At 69.4% G+C, this 18,765-nt stretch carries 16 protein-coding genes and 1 pseudogene; 4 read left to right on the top strand and 13 right to left on the bottom strand.

Annotation, left to right across the window (positions count from 1 at the left end; translation table 11 throughout):
* The 3 genes and pseudogenes from ACFVXE_RS34260 to ACFVXE_RS34250 all read left to right on the top strand — a co-directional run.
* A pseudogene (locus ACFVXE_RS34260) lies at nucleotides 1-1,725 on the top strand (hypothetical protein); the annotation flags it as partial.
* Nucleotides 1,726-1,730: 5 nt separating this feature from the next.
* The gene (locus ACFVXE_RS34255; RefSeq protein WP_389677133.1) at nucleotides 1,731-2,093 is read left to right on the top strand and encodes a toxin-antitoxin system YwqK family antitoxin; all 363 of its coding nucleotides are present in this window, start codon (nucleotides 1,731-1,733) and stop codon (nucleotides 2,091-2,093) included.
* A 147-nt stretch (nucleotides 2,094-2,240) separates the two neighbouring features.
* Complete coding sequence (locus tag ACFVXE_RS34250; RefSeq protein ID WP_389677131.1) at nucleotides 2,241-2,456, top strand: hypothetical protein; 216 nt, start codon at nucleotides 2,241-2,243, stop codon at nucleotides 2,454-2,456.
* Nucleotides 2,457-3,240: 784 nt separating this feature from the next.
* Here ACFVXE_RS34250 and ACFVXE_RS34245 read toward each other — a convergent pair.
* The 9 genes from ACFVXE_RS34245 to ACFVXE_RS34205 all read right to left on the bottom strand — a co-directional run bounded on the left by ACFVXE_RS34245 (nucleotide 3,241) and on the right by ACFVXE_RS34205 (nucleotide 12,398).
* On the bottom strand, nucleotides 3,241-3,708 hold the full coding sequence (locus ACFVXE_RS34245) for a zf-HC2 domain-containing protein (protein WP_389677130.1): 468 nt from the start codon (nucleotides 3,706-3,708) through the stop codon (nucleotides 3,241-3,243).
* 279 nt (nucleotides 3,709-3,987) lie between these two features.
* Nucleotides 3,988-4,800 (bottom strand): ABC transporter permease, encoded by an 813-nt coding sequence (locus ACFVXE_RS34240; RefSeq protein WP_389677128.1) that lies wholly within the window; start codon nucleotides 4,798-4,800, stop codon nucleotides 3,988-3,990.
* Complete coding sequence (locus tag ACFVXE_RS34235; RefSeq protein ID WP_389677127.1) at nucleotides 4,797-5,735, bottom strand: ABC transporter ATP-binding protein; 939 nt, start codon at nucleotides 5,733-5,735, stop codon at nucleotides 4,797-4,799. Before ACFVXE_RS34235 ends, ACFVXE_RS34240 begins: the two co-directional genes overlap by 4 nt.
* 149 nt (nucleotides 5,736-5,884) lie before the next feature.
* A complete protein-coding gene (locus ACFVXE_RS34230) occupies nucleotides 5,885-6,580 on the bottom strand; it encodes a response regulator (RefSeq protein ID WP_389677126.1) in 696 nt (231 codons plus the stop codon).
* Nucleotides 6,552-7,808, bottom strand: coding sequence for a sensor histidine kinase (locus tag ACFVXE_RS34225; protein WP_389677125.1), 1,257 nt, complete (start codon nucleotides 7,806-7,808; stop codon nucleotides 6,552-6,554). Before ACFVXE_RS34225 ends, ACFVXE_RS34230 begins: the two co-directional genes overlap by 29 nt.
* A gap of 361 nt (nucleotides 7,809-8,169) precedes the next feature.
* Nucleotides 8,170-8,949 (bottom strand): SDR family NAD(P)-dependent oxidoreductase, encoded by a 780-nt coding sequence (locus ACFVXE_RS34220; protein WP_389677124.1) that lies wholly within the window; start codon nucleotides 8,947-8,949, stop codon nucleotides 8,170-8,172.
* A gap of 248 nt (nucleotides 8,950-9,197) precedes the next feature.
* The gene (locus tag ACFVXE_RS34215; protein ID WP_389677123.1) at nucleotides 9,198-10,643 is read right to left on the bottom strand and encodes a glyceraldehyde-3-phosphate dehydrogenase; all 1,446 of its coding nucleotides are present in this window, start codon (nucleotides 10,641-10,643) and stop codon (nucleotides 9,198-9,200) included.
* 380 nt (nucleotides 10,644-11,023) lie between these two features.
* Nucleotides 11,024-11,518: a lamin tail domain-containing protein gene (locus ACFVXE_RS34210; protein WP_389677122.1), complete on the bottom strand. Its 495-nt coding sequence runs from the start codon at nucleotides 11,516-11,518 to the stop codon at nucleotides 11,024-11,026.
* A gap of 316 nt (nucleotides 11,519-11,834) precedes the next feature.
* Nucleotides 11,835-12,398, bottom strand: coding sequence for a TetR/AcrR family transcriptional regulator (locus tag ACFVXE_RS34205; RefSeq protein ID WP_389677121.1), 564 nt, complete (start codon nucleotides 12,396-12,398; stop codon nucleotides 11,835-11,837).
* Nucleotides 12,399-12,507: 109 nt separating this feature from the next.
* Here ACFVXE_RS34205 and ACFVXE_RS34200 point away from each other — a divergent pair, with 109 nt between their 5' ends.
* Nucleotides 12,508-13,944 carry a carboxypeptidase regulatory-like domain-containing protein gene (locus ACFVXE_RS34200; protein WP_389677120.1) on the top strand — a complete coding sequence of 479 codons (1,437 nt, stop codon included), beginning with the start codon at nucleotides 12,508-12,510 and terminating at the stop codon, nucleotides 13,942-13,944.
* 159 nt (nucleotides 13,945-14,103) lie between these two features.
* Here the strand turns inward: ACFVXE_RS34200 and rhaS are convergent, their stop codons facing one another.
* Genes rhaS through ACFVXE_RS34180 form a run of 4 tightly spaced genes read right to left on the bottom strand, consistent with a single transcriptional unit; the run spans nucleotide 14,104 to nucleotide 18,732 of the window.
* Entirely contained in the window at nucleotides 14,104-15,186 is a 1,083-nt protein-coding gene (rhaS, locus tag ACFVXE_RS34195) for a rhamnose ABC transporter substrate-binding protein (RefSeq protein WP_389677119.1), read from the bottom strand.
* 30 nt (nucleotides 15,187-15,216) lie between these two features.
* On the bottom strand, nucleotides 15,217-16,206 hold the full coding sequence (locus ACFVXE_RS34190; protein WP_389677118.1) for an ABC transporter permease: 990 nt from the start codon (nucleotides 16,204-16,206) through the stop codon (nucleotides 15,217-15,219).
* The gene (locus tag ACFVXE_RS34185) at nucleotides 16,199-17,239 is read right to left on the bottom strand and encodes an ABC transporter permease (protein ID WP_389677117.1); all 1,041 of its coding nucleotides are present in this window, start codon (nucleotides 17,237-17,239) and stop codon (nucleotides 16,199-16,201) included. The genes ACFVXE_RS34190 and ACFVXE_RS34185 overlap by 8 nt, the downstream gene beginning before the upstream one ends.
* The gene (locus ACFVXE_RS34180; RefSeq protein ID WP_389677116.1) at nucleotides 17,236-18,732 is read right to left on the bottom strand and encodes a sugar ABC transporter ATP-binding protein; all 1,497 of its coding nucleotides are present in this window, start codon (nucleotides 18,730-18,732) and stop codon (nucleotides 17,236-17,238) included. The genes ACFVXE_RS34185 and ACFVXE_RS34180 overlap by 4 nt, the downstream gene beginning before the upstream one ends.
* Nucleotides 18,733-18,765 lie beyond the last annotated feature (33 nt).

Below are 18,765 nucleotides of genomic sequence, written 5' to 3'. Positions count from 1 at the left end.
GGCGCAGCAGCCGGAGCCGGCAAAGCCGGCGCCGTCGCCAAGGTCCTCTCCGTCGCCGGCAAGGCCGGCAAATTCATCGACCCGATGACCTACATAGCCAAGGGCGCAGGCGCCGGCATCTCCAAGATCGGTGACATCGCCAAGGGCCTCAAAGGCATCGGCACCATCGACATCCCCACCCTCCCCGAGGGCGCGATCACCCTTCCCGAGGGCTCGTTCCACCTGCCTGACGGGACGGTGCACCTGCCCGACGGGGCAGCGGTCCCGGACGGGGCGATCAAGCTCCCCGACGGCAACATCAAGATCCCCGACGGAGTGCCCGCCCTGCCCGAGGGCGCCACGAAACTGCCCACCGAACCCGGCGCCCCCGCCCGTTACTTCGACGGCGAAGGCAACTACCTCGACGAGAACGGCAACGTCGTCCAGCACGCCGCGGACGCCCACCCGGAACCCTCCCCGGACATCCACCCGGACCCGGACACAGCCGGCGCGGACATCCCGCACACCGGATCCCCCGACAGGCAACCCGTGCTGGTCGGCGCAGGCGCCCACACCGCAGACAACACAGCCCACATCGGCGGCAACACCGGGGACAACGTCATCCACCTCGGCTCCGACCTCGGCGACGTCGGCCGCATCGGCGACGACCTCCCCGGCACCAACATCGGAGACCACACCCCCGGCGGCAACGCGGGCAACCACCTCCCCGGCGGCGTGGCCGGCGACCACCTGCCCACCGGCCACGCCGGCGACAACCTCCCCGGCGGCCACGCCGACGACCTCGGACACGGCCCCTCAGCCGGCCACGAACCCCCCAACGGCAGCGGCCACGGCCCCTCAGCCGGCCACGAACCGCCCCATGGCGGCGGCCACGGCGACGACGCAACGGCTGGCCACAGTGACGGGTCGACGAGTGGCCACGGCGATGGTCCGGGTGGTGACGGCCACGGCCATGGAGACGGACCTGACAGCCCTGGCGGCCACGACGGGCCGGGCGCCCATGACGGGCCCGGTGGGAGCAGTTCCTCGCCGCCCGAGATCCCGGACCACCTTCACGAAGTTCCCGACGATTACAAGGCCACGGGCGCTTTCGAAGACAACGCTCCGTTGCCTGCCGCCGGCCCTGGCGACAAACTCTTGGGGCAACTCGACGAGGCCCGCGTCCAGAGACAACATGGGCTGATAACCCATGTCGACGGTCACAGCGTTGATGCCTATGTGCAGGCACTCTCGCGAGAGAGGACCCACGTCTACATAGATGCAAAGAACACTGGAGCCTTCCCGAAGACACAGACGGGACAGTGCGTCGGCGCCATCCTGGACCAGCGCACAGGGCTCGTGTACGAAGGAATCAACGGTCCAGGTGACGCTCTCATCCCCCTTGACGAACTGCATCCGACGCTTGCCGAGCGTTACGATCAGCTCGCCGGAAATCCACCGCACCCGGCACCGCTGCTTGAACACGCCGAGGTGAAGGCGGCGAATCAACTGCTATGGGAGCGCAAAAAGTTGGGCCTGCCGGACGATGCCGGCGCATTGGCCGAGATGAAAGCCTCCGTCTATTTCCCCTTCATGAAAGAGGTCGATGCCCTGGGGAACAAAGTGCCGCCTCGGAGAGCCCCATTCTGCGTGAACTGTGCCCACATGTTGCATGACGTACCGAGCGGCTTCGGACGTTTCACCGGATGGCCGGCAGACATGAACACGAACTACCAACCATGGTGACCGATATGCGCCGTATCGACATTGACGATCCCGACGTGGAGATCGACTTCGACCATCGCCTCCTTCACAACGGAGAACCTTTCACCGGTGAGGCAGAGGAATACCTCGCCGGGCACCGAGTCAGTTTGGTGACATACACCGATGGATACAAGGACGGCCCGTTCCACGAGTGGTACAAGAGTGGCAATGTACGGGCGGAGGGAACAATGCGCATGGGATTCGTTTCAGGCGAATTCCAACGCTGGCATGACAACGGAGTCCTAGCCAAGAGGACGATCAACAGTGAAGACGGCAGGACTCCGCTCGCTGAATTCGAGTGGGACGAGGAAGGACGCCCGACACGATCGTGGCAACGAACCAGCTCGTGAGGTCGATTTCTCCAACCCGTCCAGGTGCGCCGGCAGGTCTGAAAACGACTGCATGCCCACTCGCCTCGACCACCCGCCGCTCGAGCCGACATCCGCTGGCTCAGTCGGCAGGGAATCCGCGCGGCGCCCAGCCCTCACGGATACCGGATGACATCATCTTCCCAACCATTCTTCTCGACGGTGAGCCTGACGAATGCGGTGGTGGACGAGAACTCCTTCAAGGCCAAGATCGATGAGAACACCATCCTGGACGGCTCCTCAGGAACAGTTTTCGGCCCGGTCGAAGCTCTTACGGAAGAAGTCCCCAAGGAATTGGGCGGCATCAACCTCGAGCAGTGGATTCGCGAGGGAGCGGGAATGTGAGAGCGGCGGAAGTCGAGGGAAGCATGGCTGCCGGTGAGATCGGCGACGCCTCTGGTCGTAGCTGATCAGCAGGGTCGACATCGACGACCCGGCGTCGATATGGACCCGGGGCAGCGCCTGCTGTACCGCGGGGAGGTCTTCACGGGCGAGGTCCAAGAGCGCTTGAGGGGCGTGGTTGTCAGCCTGGATTCCTACGTCGCGGACGCACGCGCCGGTCGGAGTCTGCAGCGGGGCGGGGTACCAACTCCGGCGTACGGCCGGGGCCTCTCCTCCGGTGTCTCGTCGGGCTCGCCGCAAGTCTTCGGTCCACCACCGGGGTTCGCGAGCCGCGGGCCGGGCGATCGAACCACGGGCGGGCGGATCTTTCGGGGCCGTTGCCCGGGGGCGAAGGAAAGGTGCGCTGTCTCGCTCCGGCGGTCCGCACCGGACGGTGCGTAAGAGCCTGCCGTGCGGATCGGGTGGGCCTGATGGTGAGTGTTCCGGTCCCGGGCGTTCGCGCGGGGCGGGGCGGTTCCACGATGCCGGTTGCGCACTGCCGGAGATCGGGATCCGATCGGCCATCGGTCCGGATCGCAGGATTCCGGCCGGTCCTGGGGAAAGCTGACGATGGTTGCGGGGGCGACGGTCCGATGCTCGCACGGGCCGCGGATTCCACCGGCCCCAGCGGTCTGTCGCCGTGGTCAAGCTGCCGGTCGTGGGCCCTGCTCGGGCCCGGCGCTGCCGCGTCCACCGCCTCCGGGCGATCGAGATCCGTCCGGCCGCACGGCCCGGCCGGTCCGCCTCGTCACGAGGCCGCCGGCCAGGGGGTGACCACCCGGTGAAGGGGCTGAGGCGCGGCCCGGCCTTCCGTCCCGTCGGTTATCGCCATCGGGCCCAGGGCATTCCTGCCCGCCTGCTCCAACGGTTCGCCCGACGCACGCATCCTGCTCACCAGCTGGGTGAGCGTGAGCTGCGTGGCCAGTACCGCACGGGCCGGACGGCGCCGACGGGGCTGGTGCCGCGAGAGGTGGCTGCCCTCGGCCGGGGCCGGCACGTATGCCTGCTGCCGCCGGCCGGTGTCACGGGCCAGGGCGTCGCGCAGCATCGGCAGGTGCGCCGAGACCGCCGCGAGGCAGTCGTGCTCGTCCCGGCAGGCGGGACAGGTCGTCAGGTGGGCACGGACCCGAGCGGTCTCCTCGGGTGCGAGAGAGCTGAGTGCATATCCGGCAAGAAGCTCGCGGACCGTGCGGCATTCCTGGGGCGAAGTAGACATGGCGTGGGTGTCCTTTCCTTGCGGGGAGCCGCGCGGTGCGCGCGGTCGTGGGGTTCGGGGGGTGGACGTCTGCACGGTCGTGCTCGCTGATGTCCACGGCGGACGTTGTCCGGTCGACGGTGCGCCGGCCCGGCAACCAGGGAGGTGGCAATGGTGAGGGGCGGCGGGATGGACCCGAGGGGGCTCCGGCGTGCCGGACCGCTCCGCCATGGGGCGGGGGTGTCGTCTCCGGCGGGGAAGAGTGTGCGGGGGGCCGTCCTTACGGCCCTGCCGCTCCGGTCAGGCGTCGCGGCGCTGGAGGAGCCAGGCGGCGACACCCAGGAGGACGGCTGTGTATCCGGCGAAGAGCGCCAGGCCCGTCCAGGGGGCCATCGCGGGATCGGGGACGACCAGGAGCACGGCCTGTCCGGCGTTGCTGGGCAGGTAGGGGTTGATGTGCTGGGCCCAGTCGGACGGGAGCAGGGCCCCCAGTCCGGGCAGCACGAGCAGGATGCCCACCAGTGTGGCGATGGCTCCCGCGGAGCTGCGGACGATGGCGCCCAGGGCGACGCCCAGCAGGCCGACGACGGTGAGGTAGAGGGCGGTTCCGAAGACCACACGGGTGACGCCGGGGTCGGAGAGGTGGGTGGACAGATGGGCGGAGGACAGGACGGCCTGGCCGCCGAAGAAGGCTGCGAAGGAGGCCGCGGTCATCAGGACGAGGACGACGCCGGTGAAGACGGCGGCCTTGGCCGCCAGAACGGGCAGTCGCCCGGGCACGGCCGTGAAGGTGGCGTGGATCATTCCGGTGGAGTACTCGCCCGTGAACACCAGGACTCCGAGGACTCCGATGGCCAACTGAGCGGGCCGGTACATGGCCAGGCTGATTTCGGCTCCGTTGAAGTGCGCCATGTCCCCCGCGCTGATGTCGGCCGCCCGCAGGTGACTGACCAGCATGCCCAGCCCGACCATGACCGCCACGGCGGTGAGCAGGGTGATCGACGTGGAGCTCACGGTGCGCAGCTTGATCCACTCGGACTTGAGGACTCGCGGCAGGGTCACCTTGCCGGGCCGCGTTGCCGGGCCGAGCGGGCGCGTGAGGGTCGTGGTCATGACGCGCTCCTTGCTGCGACCGGTTCGTCGGCGGTGTCGGCGCGGTACTCGACCGCGTCCCGGGTCAGTTCCATGAACGCCTCCTCCAGGGAAATCTGCTGAGGAGAGAGTTCGAGCAGGGTGAGCCCGTGGCCGGCCGCCACGATGCCGATCTGGTCGCTCGTGAGGCCCACGACCTCCAGAGTCCCCGGAGCGCAGGTGGTGATGGTGACGTCGGGTCCGGCCAGCAGACGTGTCAGCCGGTAGCTGTCCGGACAGCGCACGCGCACCACGGAACGGGCCGCGCTGCGGGTGAATTCGTCGACCGAGGTGTCGGCGATGAGCCGGCCGCGGCCGATGACGACCAGGTGTTCGGCGGTGAGTGCCATCTCGCTCATCACATGCGAGGAGACGAACACCGTGCGCCCCTCCGCCGCGAGGCTCCTGAGGAGGTTCCGGATCCACCGGATGCCCTCCGGGTCGAGGCCGTTGACCGGCTCGTCGAGGATGAGCGTGGCGGGATCGCCGAGCAGTGCGCTGGCGATCCCCAGACGCTGCCCCATGCCCAGGGAGAATCCGCCGGCCCGCTTGTTGGCGACCTCGCGCAGGCCGACGAGGTCGATGACCTCGTTCACGCGCCGACGGGGGATGCCCGTGGTGGCGGCCAGGGCCAGCAGGTGGTGGTAAGCGGTACGGCCGGTATGCACGGCGCGGGCCTCCAGCATCGCCCCGACCTCGTGCAGGGGCGCCTCGTGGAGTGCGTAAGGACGGCCGTTGACAGTGGCATGCCCGGAGGTGGGAGCGTCCAGGCCAAGAATGAGTCGCATAGTGGTGGACTTGCCGGCCCCGTTGGGACCGAGGAACCCCGTCACGGTGCCGGGACGGACCGTGAAGGACAGATCCTCGACGGCTGTCTTGCCGCCGTACCTCTTCGTAAGGCTGTGGGCTTCGATCATTGCGAAACCTCCGTTCACCTCCTTACTCTCGCCCGGAACCGGCCCTTCGCGCATCGTCCCCGTGCAGCGATTCGCGGGTACCACGCCCGCGGTACCGATCACCCGGGTCTACGGCCGAGACAGAACGCCGCGCATACCTCTACCTGCGATTACACGGGTGTCGACGGACGGGACGGCTCCGTCGCCGGGCTGACCAGGCCGCACTGATAGGCGATGACCACGAGCTGGGCCCGGTCACGGGCGTCCAGCTTGGTCATGGCACGGTTGACATGGGTCTTGGCGGTGAGCGGGCTGATGAACAGGCGATCGGCGATCTCGTCGTTCGAGAGGCCCAGCGCGACGAGTGCCAGGACATCGCGTTCCCGCGGGGTCAGTCCCTCCAGCCGCTCGTGCATCGCGGCCGGACAGGTTTCCGGCTGCGTCAGAAAGCGTGTGATCAGCGCCCGGGCGGCCGACGGACAGAGCAGCGCCTCGCCTGCGGCGATCGTGCGGACGGCGTCGAGAAGCTCCTCGGGCCGCGCGCCCTTGCCGAGAAACCCGCTGGCGCCCGCGCGCAGCGCCTCGGCGACGTACTCGTCGTCCTCGAAGGTGGTCAGGATGAGGATCTTCACCTCCGCGAGATCCTCCGATGCGCCGATCAGCCGCGTGGCGGTGAGACCGTCCATCTCGGGCATCCGGATGTCCATCAGGAGCACGTCCGGATGCTGTGCCTGGGCCAGCTCCACCGCCTCGCGGCCGTTGGACGCCTCGCCCACGGTCTCCATGTCCTCCGCCGCGTCGAAAAGCATCCTGAAGGTGCCCCGCAGCAGAGCCTGGTCATCGGCGAGCAGTACGCGAATCGTCATACCCATCACTCCTCGGCGGTCCGTCCGTTGCCGGCCCGCCCGTCGCCGGGCCGGTCCGCAGGGGCAGGTCGGCAGTCACAGCGAAGCCGCCCTGCGGGCGGGCTCCCGCGTTCAGCGTGCCCCCGACGATGGCAGCCCGCTCGCGCATCCCGATCAGCCCGTGACCGGTCCCCTGCTGGGATCGGTGGTGCGGTCCGACGCGCCCGTCGTCCTCGACGGTGATCGTCAACCATTCCGGGCGGTAGTGCAGGAACAGCCGGGCGTGGTCCGCGCCGGCGTGCTTGTGCACATTGGTCAGCGCCTCCTGCACGATGCGGTACGCGGCCAGATCCACCGCCGGCGTCAACGGTTCACTGATCCCGCGCTGGCTGTGTCTGACCGCCAGCCCGGCGCCTTCGAACGACGCGAGCAGGGCCGGCAGCTGGGTCAGACCCGGCATCGGGTCGCGCGGCGCCGCCGGGTCACCCGACTGCCTCAACAGACCCACGGTCGCCCGCAGCTCGTCCAGCGCCGATCGGCTGGTGTCCCGGATGTTCTCCAGGGCGGCGAGCGTCTGCTCGGGCCGCTCCTCGGCGAGATGGACGGCGACGCCCGCCTGAGCGTTGATCAGGGCGATGTGGTGCGCGACGACGTCGTGGAGCTCGCGCGCGATCCGGACCCGCTCGGCAGCCACCCGTTGCTGTGCCTCCTGTTCACGGGTCCGCTCCGCGTTCTCGGCCCGTTCCTCGACAGCCGCCACATAGGCGCGGCGTGACCGCACCGCGTCCCCGATGGCGGCGGCCAGAGCCGTCCACGCCATCATCACGGCCTTCTCCGGCTCCAGCCACGACCCCGGGGTGAACACCACGGCTGTCCCGACGAGCAGGGCGGCCGTGACCAATGCCGTCATCCAGTTGGTACGCCGGTCGGTCTGCACCGCCACGGTGTAGACCGACACGTCCACCGGGCTTGCCACGATCGGGCTCTCCCGGAATCCGAGCACCTGAAAGGCGACCCCGCAGGCAACCGCGACAGCCAGTACGCCGAACGGGTGGCGGCGTCGCCACATCAGGGCCGAACAACCGATCGCCGCCAGCACCACGCCCGGCCACCGGAACGAGATCCGGTGCTCGTCCGGCACGACGGCGGAAGCCACCACCGACAGCAGGAACAGCACGGCCGACACCAGCGCGTCCACCGCGCCGGGCCGGGCTCGCGCTCCCTGTCTCCAACCGTTGATCACTGCCATCCCACCACCGTAAGTGCGGTGTGAGGGCCGGGCATCGTCTCCGTCGGGCGGCGCAGCCCCCTGACGCGCCGGCCGGCGGCGGATCGCGCGAGTGCCCGAACGGTGCGCGTCGCGGCCCCCACCGTTGACCCGCCGGTCGGCCCGGACGCCGAGGCGATGGGGCCCGAGCACCGTCACCGTGTCGACGGCCGGGCGTCCACATGCCGCCAGGTGGAGCAATGAACCGACTCCGTGCCCCCTGCCGTCGAGAACTCGCGGCATCGGGAGAATGAGCCCATCGTGACTGTACGTGCGGGCCGGTCGACGATCGCCCGCGTCCGGGCGAACGGGGCCGGATCCGGCCCGGTGTGCAGAGCGCGGCTCAGTGCACGGAGAATCCGCCGTCGACGCAGAGCGACTGTCCGGTGACGTACGCGGAGCCGCGGCCGGCCAGGAAGACCGCCGCGCCCGCGAAGTCCTCGGCCAGTCCGTTCCGCCCGACCATCGTGCGCGCGGCCAGTGCCGCCGCCTTCTCCGGGTCGGAGGACAGCCGCGCGTTGAGCGGGGTCATGACGAAGCCGGGGACCAGCGTGTTGCAGGTGACACCGTGTGGCGACCACGCTTCGGCCTGGGAGCGGGCCAGCGACTCCAGAGCCCCCTTGGAGACTCCGTAGGCGCCGCTCTGGACGAACGCCCGATGTGCCTGCTGGGAAGTGACGTGGATGATCCGCCCGAAGCCGCGTTCCGCCATGCCGGGCCCGAACCGCTGCCCCAGCAGGTAGGGCGCCTCCAGGTTCACCGCCATCGTGGTGTCCCAGACCTCCTCGCCCAGCTCGCTCATCGGCGGCCGCAGGTTCACTCCGGCGCAGTTGACGAGGATGTCGGGCTCCCCGAACACTTCGGCTGCCCGCTCCGCCACCGCACGCACGCCGTCGCGGGTGCCGAGATCGCCGCTCACCCAGGCCGCCCGGCAGCCGTCCGCCGCCAGCTCGTCGACCGTGGCGGCCAGCTGTGCCTCCTTGCGCGCCACGATCACCACGCTCGCCCCGGCGCGGGCCAGGGCCCCGGCGATGGCCCGGCCGATGCCGGAACTGCCACCGGTCACCAGGGCGACCCGGCCGTCCAGCGAGAAGAGTTCGGAGAGGTATGCCTGCGATGCCATGCCCGCACCCTAGACGGCGCCTCCCGGTGACAGCACACGGGCCCGGGCAGGCGGCTCCCCTGCCGCCCCGCTCGGCCCCGGGCGGTTGTACGCCGTCGCCGCAGGCCTCGCGGTGACGGCCGACCGTACGGCTCGCTTCGCCGCCGGAGACGGCCGGGGGTGGGAGGGCGACCGGATGCCGATCCGGATCGGCCGCCGCCCCACCGCCGTCCCGCCTGCCGGGACGCGGATCGCACGATCCTGGTGGATCAGACCGCCGGGGCCGGGTAGGTCGGGTACTCCACCCCGGAGACATGCTGGACGACGCGGATGACTTGGCAGGAGTAGCCGAACTCGTTGTCGTACCAGAGGTAGAGGATCGCGTTGTCGCCCTCGACCTTGGTGGCGCCGGCGTCGACGATGGAGGCGTGGCGCGAGCCGATGAAGTCGCTCGAGACCGCGTCGGGCGCGCTGGTGAAGTCGATCTGGCGCTTGAGCGGCGAGGTCAGCGACACGTTGCGGAGATAGTCGAGGACATCCTCGCGGGTCGTCTCGCGCCCGAGCCTCAGGCTGAGGATCGCGATCGAGACGTCCGGCACCGGGACGCGGATCGAGCTGCCGGTGATCGGAGCCTTGAGGTCGGGCAGCGCCTTGGCGACGGCGGAGGCGGCACCTGTCTCGGTGATGACCATATTGAGGGGCGCCGAGCGGCCGCGGCGGTCGGAGCTGTGGTAGTTGTCCAGCAGATTCTGGTCGTTGGTGAACGAGTGGACGGTCTCCACATGGCCGCGCAGGACGCCGTACTCGTCAGCCATCGCCTTGAGCGGCGGCACGATCGCATTGGTGGTGCAGGACGCGCAGGACAGGATCTGCTCGTCCGGCTTGATCGTGTCGTGGTTGACGCCGTGGACGATGTTGGGGACGTCCCCCTTGCCCGGCGCGGTCAGCACCACCTTGTCGATGCCGGGGCGCAGGTGCTTCGAGAGGCCTTCGCGGTCGCGCCACTTACCGGTGTTGTCGATGAGGATGGCGTTGTCGATGCCGTACGCCGTGTAGTCGACGTCGGTCGGGTCGCCGGCGTAGATGACCTTGATCTCGTTGCCGTTGGCGATGATCGTGCTGTTCGCCTCGTCGACGGTGATCGTGCCCTGGAACTGACCGTGGATGGAGTCACGGCGCAGCAGCGAGGCGCGCTTGACGATGTCCTGGTCGCCGCCCTGCCGGACGACGATGGCACGCAGCCGGAGACCGTTGCCGGAGCCGGCCTTCTCGATCAGCAGCCGGGCGACGAGGCGGCCGATCCGGCCGAATCCGTAGAGGACGACGTCACGCGGCTCGCGGCGCTCGATCTTGTCGGCACCCGTGGCGCCGGCCACTGCCTCGGCGGTGAACTCCTCCACCGAGAGACCGCGGACGTCGGTCCGGTACGTCGCGGCCAGCATGCCGATGTCGATCTGCGACGGGCCGAGGTCGAGCGCGGCGAGAGCCTGCAGGAACGGAAGCGTCTGCGTGACCGACAGTTCCTCGCCGGCGATCTGCCGGGCGAACCGATGGGTCTTGAGGATGCTGACCACCGACTTGTTCACCAAGGAGCGGCTGTGAAGCAGGATCGTCACGTCCCGCTCCCGATGCAGCTTCCCGATGATCGGGATCATCGACTCCGTGATCTCTTCGCGGTGCTTCCAGTTGGTGAACGAGTCGTCATTGACAGTCACAGGTTTATCTTTCGAGCTAGGCGGTGCTCATATGTTAACCACCTGCTCTTTTGATCATTCAAACGGGGTGGCGGGAACGGGCTCCCGCGACCGGGCGGGAGCCCGCCACGGACGAGGACCGCACCACCGCACGGACAGGGGTGACAGCCCGTACGGGGGTCCCGGCCCGCCCACTCCTCCGACGCCATCCTCGGCCTCGGCGCCACGGTCCGTGTGCGGCCGGCCCGGCGGACCGCTGCCGGGCGGCGCGCCCGCGCCGTACTCCCCCGCGGCCCGACCGGCCGCTCGCGCCGGATGACAGCGGGCGGTACCGCCCCGACCGGCGGCGGAGGGCGTCCACCCTCCGCCGTCGGTGTCACGAGCACGTACGTGACGATGCGTCAGCCGTGGTACGTGATATAGCCGTTGTGGTCGCGATCGGAACCGCTCCTGGTGTACGAGTGGACGTCGGCCCGGCCGCCCGACGGCTTGTACAGGTAGATGGTGTCCTTGTCGTTGTTCCAGATGAAGTTGCAGTTCTGGCGGTAGACGACGTTCTTGGCGTCGGAATCGGTGCCGTGCCCCCCGCGCAGCTTGATGTAGTCGCCGGGCTGCAGGTAATGACCGGCCGTGAAGGCGAAACGGTTGCCGGTGGCGTCCTTGACGACGTAGCCCTTGAGGTTGACGGTCGCCGTGGACGAGTAGTTCTTGATCGTCAGGTACTCGTTCTTGGTGTTGCCGGTGGAGCACTTGTTGGAGTCCGAGCCGGGCGCGTCGTACTGCACACCCTTGACCTTCAGCGCCGACGAGTACTCGGTCGCCTGCGCGGGAGCGGTGGCGAGGACCGCTACGGCCCCGGCGGCGACGGCAGTCGATACGGCAGTGCGTATGCGCACGAGGAAATTCCCCCCAGTGGTGCGAATGGAGCGTCTGGAGCCTACACATCACGCAAAGACCAGGTGCAGAAAAAGTGACGAAAGCGTGAAGACAATCGGGTGAGGCAGGCCCGGAGCCACTCAAGCGCGGCGCCGGGCGGGCGAGTTGACAGCGATGCCGGTGCACGACCAGAAGCCCGGCAGGCGTGGTCCGGTTCAGCGTTCCGGCGGCCGGCCCGGCCAACGGGCCCCGCCCGTCACGGGCCGGGCCCCCCGCACTCCGCGGTGCCCACCGGCGTTTCCCTGCCGCGTCGACCCGGGACCGTTGCGCCCGACGTCAGCCGCCGGCGACACCCTCGATGATCCGGCGGGCGGCCGCATCGGTCCGCGCGACGTCTTTGGTGACCAGACGGTCCTGGCACAGCCCGCGCAGACCCGACACCAGAAGGGTGGCCCTGGCCTGAGCCTCCGGCACGGGATGACCGAGCCGCTCGAAGGCCGCGGTGACCGGGCCGAGCATCACCTCGACGGTGTCGGCAGCCAGACTCCCGTACTGCCCCGGGTCGGTGCCCGCCAGGCTGAGCAGCTGGAGCAGCATGCGGACCGGACCGGACTGCTCCCCCTCGGTGATCGCCTCCCACAGACCGTAGGCGGCGCGGCGCAGATCCTCGGCGTCGCGCACGCCGTCGAACATCGCGTGCGCGTCGGGGCGGGCCGCGGCCAGCGCCTGGGCGATCAGGTTCTCCCGGCTCTCGAAGTAGTACAGGAGCATCCGCTTGGTGGTGCCGATCGCCTCCGCCAACGGACTCAGCGACATCTGCGCGAGGCCGTGGTCCTGGAGGTACCGAAGGACCTGCTCCAGCAGCTCGGCTCGCTTCTCGGTATTGACGGGACGGGGCACTCTTTGACTGTACCGGTCGGTACACGTAATGTGACACCTTGATAAACGTACCTTTCGGTACAAGAACTAGGTGGCCGTCGAGCCACCACGTGACCGCGAGAAGAGCACAGTGAGCGGGACAGATACGGATTCCCTGGAAGCGGCACCGCGGAGCGACGGCGCCACGGATGCGAAGGACGGGCGATCGGCGACACCGCCGAACGCACGCGAACGCACCGCTACGGCCGGGATCCTCGCGGAAACCCTCTGGTTCCCGGCGGTACTCTTCCTCGGCTTCCTGTTCTGCTTCGCCCCGGCCCTGCACGCGCCGCAGCCGCACCACGCGAAGGTGGTCGTCGCGGGCCCGGCCGCCGAGCACCGGATCGACGCCGCCCTGCAGCGACAGCATCCCGACGGTTTCGACGTCACCGCCGCGGCCGACGACCGAGCGGCCCGGCAGGCAGTGCTGAACCGGGACGCCGTGGCCGGCTTCGTCGCCGGCCGAACCCATTCGGTGCTGTACGTGGCCAAGGCCAACGGCATGTCGCTCGAAACGGTGCTGACGAACACCTTCACCTCCGTCGCGGCCAAGAACCACCACCCGCTCACGGTCAGGGATCTGGCGCCCACCACGCCCAAGGACGCCATGGGCTCGACCCTGGTCTACTTCGGCATCGCCTGGAGCGTTCCCGGCTACATCCTCGCCACGACCCTGCTGCGGGCCGTCACCCTCAACCGGCGGAAGAAGCTGCTGACCATCGCGGGCGCCGCGGCCCTCTTCAGCGTCACCGGCTTTCTCGTCGGCGTGGGGCTGGGCTACCTCCCCGCCGACAGGCCCGAGGCCATGGCGATCGCCTTCCTGCTCACCACGGCAGTGGCCACGTTCGCCTCCGGACTGGCGCCCTTCGCGCGGCAGTTCTTCCCCGCGGTGGGCATGGGTCTGTTCATCGTGCTGAGCATTCCCACCAGCGGCGGCGTGGCGCCCGCCGCACTGCTGCCGCCCTTCTTCCAGCACGTGAACACCGTGATGCCGCTGGCGAACGCCGTCGACGCCCTGCGCGGAGCCCTGTACTTCCACGGCGCGGGAGTGGTGAAGCCCGTGCTGACGCTCTGCGCCTGGTTCGTGACGGGCGTCGCCCTGCTGGGCCTGGACGCCTGGCTGCGCAACCGCGCCGCCGTACGGGACGCGAACGGCGTGGCGCGGGCGGATGTCGAAGAACCTCCGGTGGAGGACCCCGCGCTGGAGACACCGGTGCCCAACGCGCTACCGGTCCACCGCCACCACTTCGGCGAACCGGTGCCCATGCTCACGGGCACCGTCCGCGACCCCGAGGGGCTGCCCGTCCACGGCGCCGTGCTGACCGTCATGGACGGCAGGGGCCGCCAACTGGTGAGCACCCTCACGAACAAGCGGGGCGAGTACGCCGCGACCGGTCTGCCCGAGGGCCACCTCACCATCGTGGTCACATCCACCGGACGGCCTCCGGCGGTCCAGCGGCAACTGCTGCGGTCCGGCAAGGTGGTTCGCGCGGACTTCGCGGTACACGGCCTGCCGGTGCGTCCCTGAGCGCCGCACCGTTCCCACGGCGGCACGGGGTCGGTCCGGCCGGTGCCAGGCACCTGCCGACGGAGGTCCCTGCATACGCCTGGCAGCCGTATGCCGGCCGGGCGCACCCGGGACCTCCTCTGTTCTCCCGCGGGCCGGCGCCCGACGGGGCCGCGGTGATCAGAAGTTGTAGTCGTCGATGTTCTTCGCGTCGAAGACGGTCGGCTTGCCGAGGTCGATCACGCCGTCCTTGCCGATGGTGAAGGTGCCCATGTCGCCGGCCTTGAACGTCTCCCCCGCCTTGCCGGTGATCTGCCCCGACGACAGGGCGACCGCGGTGTGCGCGGCGAGCTCACCCAGCTTGGCCGGGTCCCACAGCTCGAAGCCCTTGACCGTGCCGTTCTTGACGTACTTGCGCATGTCGTTCGGGGTGCCGAGACCGGTCAGCGCGACCTTGCCCTTGTACTTGGAGCCCGAGAGGTACTGTGCGGCGGCCTTGATGCCGACGGTGGTCGGGGAGATGATCCCGGCCAGCTTGGGGTGCTCCTGGAGGAGTCCCTGCGTCTGCTGGAAGGACTGTTGGGCGTCGTCGTTGCCGTACGCGACCTTCACCAGCTTCATGTCCTTGTACTTGGGGTCCTTCAGCTCGTCCTTCATGAAGTCGATCCAGGTGTTCTGGTTGGTCGCGGTCTGGGCCGCGGACAGGATCGCGATCTCGCCCTTGTAGCCGAGCTGTTCGCCCAGGAGCTGTACCTCGGTGCGGCCGAGTGCCTCGGCGCTCGCCTGTGAGACGAACGCATTGCGGCAGTCGGGCTTGGTGTCGGAGTCGTAGGTGACGACCTTGATGCCGTTCTTCATGGCCTGCTTGAGTGCGGTGCACAGCGCACCCGGGTCCTGCGCGGAGACGGCCATCGCATCGACCTGCTGCTGGGTGAGCGTGTTGACGTAACTCACCTGGCCGCTGGTGTCGGTGGCGCTGTTGGGGCCGGTCTCCTTGTACGTCGAACCGAGTGCGGTGACCGCCTTCTCACCGCCCTTGTCGGCGCTCGTGAAGTACGGGTTGTTGACCTGCTTGGGCAGGAACGCGACGGTCAGACCCTTCTTGGTCGCCGCGCCGGGGTCGGCCTTGGCGTTCGAGGCCGTGCCGGTGTCGTCGCTCTTGGCCGAGTCCTTGGTGGTGCCGCCGCAGGCGGTGGCAGCGAGGGTGAGCGAAGTGACGGCGGCGAGCGCGGCACAGGCACGGCGGAGTGCGGGTGAGAACATCGTGGGCCCCTTTCGGGCAGTACGTGAGGGTCAGAGCGAGGGGGTGGCGGCCTGCCGGCCGGCCCGTGCGGTGGCTATCCGGCGAGCCGTGCGCGGGCCGAGCACGGACACCACGAGAAGGACGCCGGTGACGACGATCTGCGACTGCGCGGAGACGTTCAGCAGACTCATCGCGTTCTGCAGGGCTCCGAGCAGGAACACACCGGCGATCGCGCCGCCGAGCGTCCCCTTGCCGCCGTCGAAGTCGATTCCGCCGAGCAGCACGGCGGCGACTACGGACAGTTCGAGGCCGGTGGCGTTGTCGTAACGGGCGCTGGCGTAGTGCAGGGCCCAGAAGACGCCGGTGAGCGAGGCCATCAGGCCGGTGAGGACGAACAGCCACAGCCTGTGCCGCTTGACCCGGATCCCCGCGAAGCGTGCGGCCTCCTCATTGGCTCCGATCGCGAAGAGCGACCGTCCGAACGGCGTCGCGTGCAGCACCACCACCGCGATCGCGAGCAGGACGAGGAACGGGAGGAAGGCGTACGGGAGGAACGTGCCGCCGATCCGTCCTGTGGCGAAGTCCAGGTACTGGGAGGGGAAATCGGTGACCGCGTCCGACCCGAGGATGATCTGCGCGATGCCCCGGTAGGCGGCCATGGTGCCGATGGTGACGGCGAGCGAGGGCAGTCCCAGCCGGGTCACGAGGAGGCCGTTGACGAGCCCGCAGACGACGCCGAGCACCAGACACAGCGGGATGATCGTCTCGATGGCCATCCCGGCGTTCCACAGGGCGCCCATCACCGCTCCGGAGAGCCCCGCCGTCGAGGCCACCGAGAGATCGATCTCCCCGGAGACCACGAGGAGCGTCATCGGGAGCGCTATCAGTGCGATCGGCAGCGTGTTGCCGATGAGGAACGACAGGTTGAGGGCGTTCCCGAAGCCGTCGACCAACGAGAACGACATCAGGAGAAGGACCACCAGGAGCGCACCGACCACGGTGTCCCAACGGATCGCGCGGGTGAGGGAGGTGTCAGCCATGGCGGGCGTTCCTCTTCTTCAGTGCCTCGGCGACGCGCAGGGCGACGATCCGGTCGACGGCGATGGCGAGGACGAGCAGTACGCCGTTGATGGCGAGCACCCACACGGAACTGACGCCCAGGGCGGGCAGCACACTGTTGATGGAGGTCAGCAGCAGGGCGCCGAGCGCGGCGCCGTAGACGCTCCCGGAGCCCCCCGTGAAGGCGACACCACCGACCACCACGGCGCTGACGACGGTGAGTTCGTACCCGTTGCCGGTGGCGGAGTCGACGTTCCCGAAGCGGGCGAGGTACAGGGCGCCGGCGAGTCCGGCGATGGCCCCGCACGCGGTGTAGGCGGCGAGGATCCGCCTGCGTACCGGAATGCCCGCCAGGCGCGCGGCCTCCGGATTGGAGCCGAGCGCGTAGAGTTCGCGCCCGCCGCCGAAGTGCCGCAGATAGTAGGCGACCAGGACGAGGACGCCGAGTGCGATCAGGGCGAGATACGGCACCGCGGAGATCCCGCCGGATCCGAAGTCCACGAATCCGCCCGGCAGATCGGCCGCGGTGATCTGCCGTGAGCCGACCCAGATCGAGTCGATCCCGCGGATGACGTAGAGCGTTCCCAGGGTCACGACGAGCGCGGGCACCTGACCGAGGCTGACGAGGGCTCCGTTCAGCAGACCGCAGCCGACACCGAGCGCCACGGCGAGCACGATCGCGACGACCGGACCTCCCCCGCCGTGCAGGTAGTCGCCCGCGGCGAACGCGCTGATGCCGAGTGTCGAACCGACGGACAGATCGACGTTCCTCGTGATGACGACCAGTGCCTGGCCGGTGGCGACGAGGACCAGGATGGTGGCGTTCAGGAGCAGGTCCTTGATGCCCTGTTCCGAGAGGAACTCACTGTTGCCCGCCTGGGTGACGCCGATCATCACCAGGAAGACCAGCAGGATGGCGAGTTCACGCATCTTGAACACACGGTCGACCAGACGGGTGCCGCCCGCCCTGCCCGGGTCGACCGCGGGCGCCGGTGTCCGTGTGGTCACGGTCATGCCGCCCTCCCGGTCGCCGCCGCCATCACGGACTCCTCGGTCGCCTCGTCGCGCGGTATCTCCGCGGTGAGGCGCCCTTCGTGCATGACGAGGACCCGGTCCGCCATGCCGAGGATCTCCGGCAGGTCGGAGGAGATCATCAGTACCGCGACGCCGTCCGCCGCCAGTCCGGAGAGCAGCCGGTGCACCTCCGCCTTGGTGCCGACGTCGATACCGCGGGTCGGCTCGTCGACGATCAGCACCCGGGGGCCGGTGGCGAGCCACTTGGCGAGGACGACCTTCTGCTGGTTGCCACCGGAGAGCGTGCCGACGGCATCGGCGATCCGCGCGTACTTGACCTGAAGTCTCACGGCCCAGTCGAGCGAGCGACTGCGTTCGGCACGGCGGTCCATGAGTCCGGCCCTGGCGGTCGTCCGAAGTCCGGTGAGTCCGATGTTGCGCTCGATGGACATGTCCATCACCAGGCCCTGAGCCCGGCGGTCCTCGGGGACGAGGGCCAGCCCGGCCGCCATCGCGGTGCTCGGGGCGCCGTTGACCAGGGCGCGTCCCTCGACCTCGACCGTGCCCGCGTCCCACCGGTCGATGCCGAACACGGCGCGGGCGACCTCGCTGCGGCCGGCTCCGACGAGCCCGGCCAGGCCTACGATCTCGCCGTGGCGCACGTCGAACGACACGTCGGTGAAGACGCCTTCACGGGTCAGCCGGCGCACGCTCAGCGCGACCTCGCCGATGTCCGTGACCTGCTTGGGATAGAGCTCGTCGAGGTCGCGGCCGACCATGCGGCGTACCAGGTCGTCCTCGGTCAGGCCGTCGACCGGTTCACTCGCGACCAGGGTGCCGTCGCGCAGGGTCGTGACGTGCTGGCAGAGTTCGAAGATCTCTTCCAGACGGTGCGAGATGAAGAGGATCGCGGCGCCCTGTTCCCGCAGGGTGCGCACCACGGCGAAGAGGCGGGCCACCTCGCTGCCGGTGAGAGCGGCCGTCGGCTCGTCCATGATCAGTACGCGGGCGTCGAAGGAGAGTGCCTTGGCGATCTCGACGATCTGCTGGTCCGCGATGGACAGGCCACGCGCCGGCTGGTCCGGGGCGAGGTCGACGCCGAGCCGCGCGAAGAGCGCGGCGGCCGCGGCGTCGACCGCCCTGTGGTCGATACGGCCGAGGGAGCGCCGGGGCTGACGCCCCATGAAGATGTTCTCCGCGACGGTCAGGTCGGGAAAAAGGGTGGGCTCCTGGTAGATGACCGCGACCCCGGCATCGCGGGCGTCTCCGGGGCCGTGCAGGACGACGGGCTCGCCGTCGAGCAGCACGGTTCCGGCATCCGGCCGGTGGACCCCGGCCAGTGTCTTGATGAGGGTGGACTTTCCTGCGCCGTTCTCGCCGGCGAGGGCGTGCGCCTCCCCGGCATGCAGTTGCAGGGAGACGCCGTGGAGGGCGCGCACGGCCCCGAAGGACTTGTCGAGTCCCTGTACGGCCAGGACGGGAGGCTCTCTCATGGGGTAGCACCGATCGGGTCTGCGGGGCCGACC

Source organism: Streptomyces sp. NPDC058231, assembly GCF_042882275.1.
In the GTDB taxonomy this organism is placed as follows: Bacteria; Actinomycetota; Actinomycetes; order Streptomycetales; family Streptomycetaceae; genus Streptomyces.
This window is presented reverse-complemented; position numbering and strand designations above follow the sequence as displayed.

Bases quoted from the DNA above. Each gene is read 5' to 3' on its own strand.
- ACFVXE_RS34255 (WP_389677133.1), top strand. From the start codon at position 1,731: ATGCGCCGTATCGACATTGACGATCCCGACGTGGAGATCGACTTCGAC.
- ACFVXE_RS34250 (WP_389677131.1), top strand. From the start codon at position 2,241: ATGACATCATCTTCCCAACCATTCTTCTCGACGGTGAGCCTGACGAAT.
- ACFVXE_RS34245 (WP_389677130.1), bottom strand. From the start codon at position 3,708: ATGTCTACTTCGCCCCAGGAATGCCGCACGGTCCGCGAGCTTCTTGCC.
- ACFVXE_RS34240 (WP_389677128.1), bottom strand. From the start codon at position 4,800: ATGACCACGACCCTCACGCGCCCGCTCGGCCCGGCAACGCGGCCCGGC.
- ACFVXE_RS34235 (WP_389677127.1), bottom strand. From the start codon at position 5,735: ATGATCGAAGCCCACAGCCTTACGAAGAGGTACGGCGGCAAGACAGCC.
- ACFVXE_RS34230 (WP_389677126.1), bottom strand. From the start codon at position 6,580: ATGACGATTCGCGTACTGCTCGCCGATGACCAGGCTCTGCTGCGGGGC.
- ACFVXE_RS34225 (WP_389677125.1), bottom strand. From the start codon at position 7,808: ATGGCAGTGATCAACGGTTGGAGACAGGGAGCGCGAGCCCGGCCCGGC.
- ACFVXE_RS34220 (WP_389677124.1), bottom strand. From the start codon at position 8,949: ATGGCATCGCAGGCATACCTCTCCGAACTCTTCTCGCTGGACGGCCGG.
- rhaS (WP_389677119.1), bottom strand. From the start codon at position 15,186: ATGTTCTCACCCGCACTCCGCCGTGCCTGTGCCGCGCTCGCCGCCGTC.
- ACFVXE_RS34190 (WP_389677118.1), bottom strand. From the start codon at position 16,206: ATGGCTGACACCTCCCTCACCCGCGCGATCCGTTGGGACACCGTGGTC.
- ACFVXE_RS34185 (WP_389677117.1), bottom strand. From the start codon at position 17,239: ATGACCGTGACCACACGGACACCGGCGCCCGCGGTCGACCCGGGCAGG.
- ACFVXE_RS34180 (WP_389677116.1), bottom strand. From the start codon at position 18,732: ATGAGAGAGCCTCCCGTCCTGGCCGTACAGGGACTCGACAAGTCCTTC.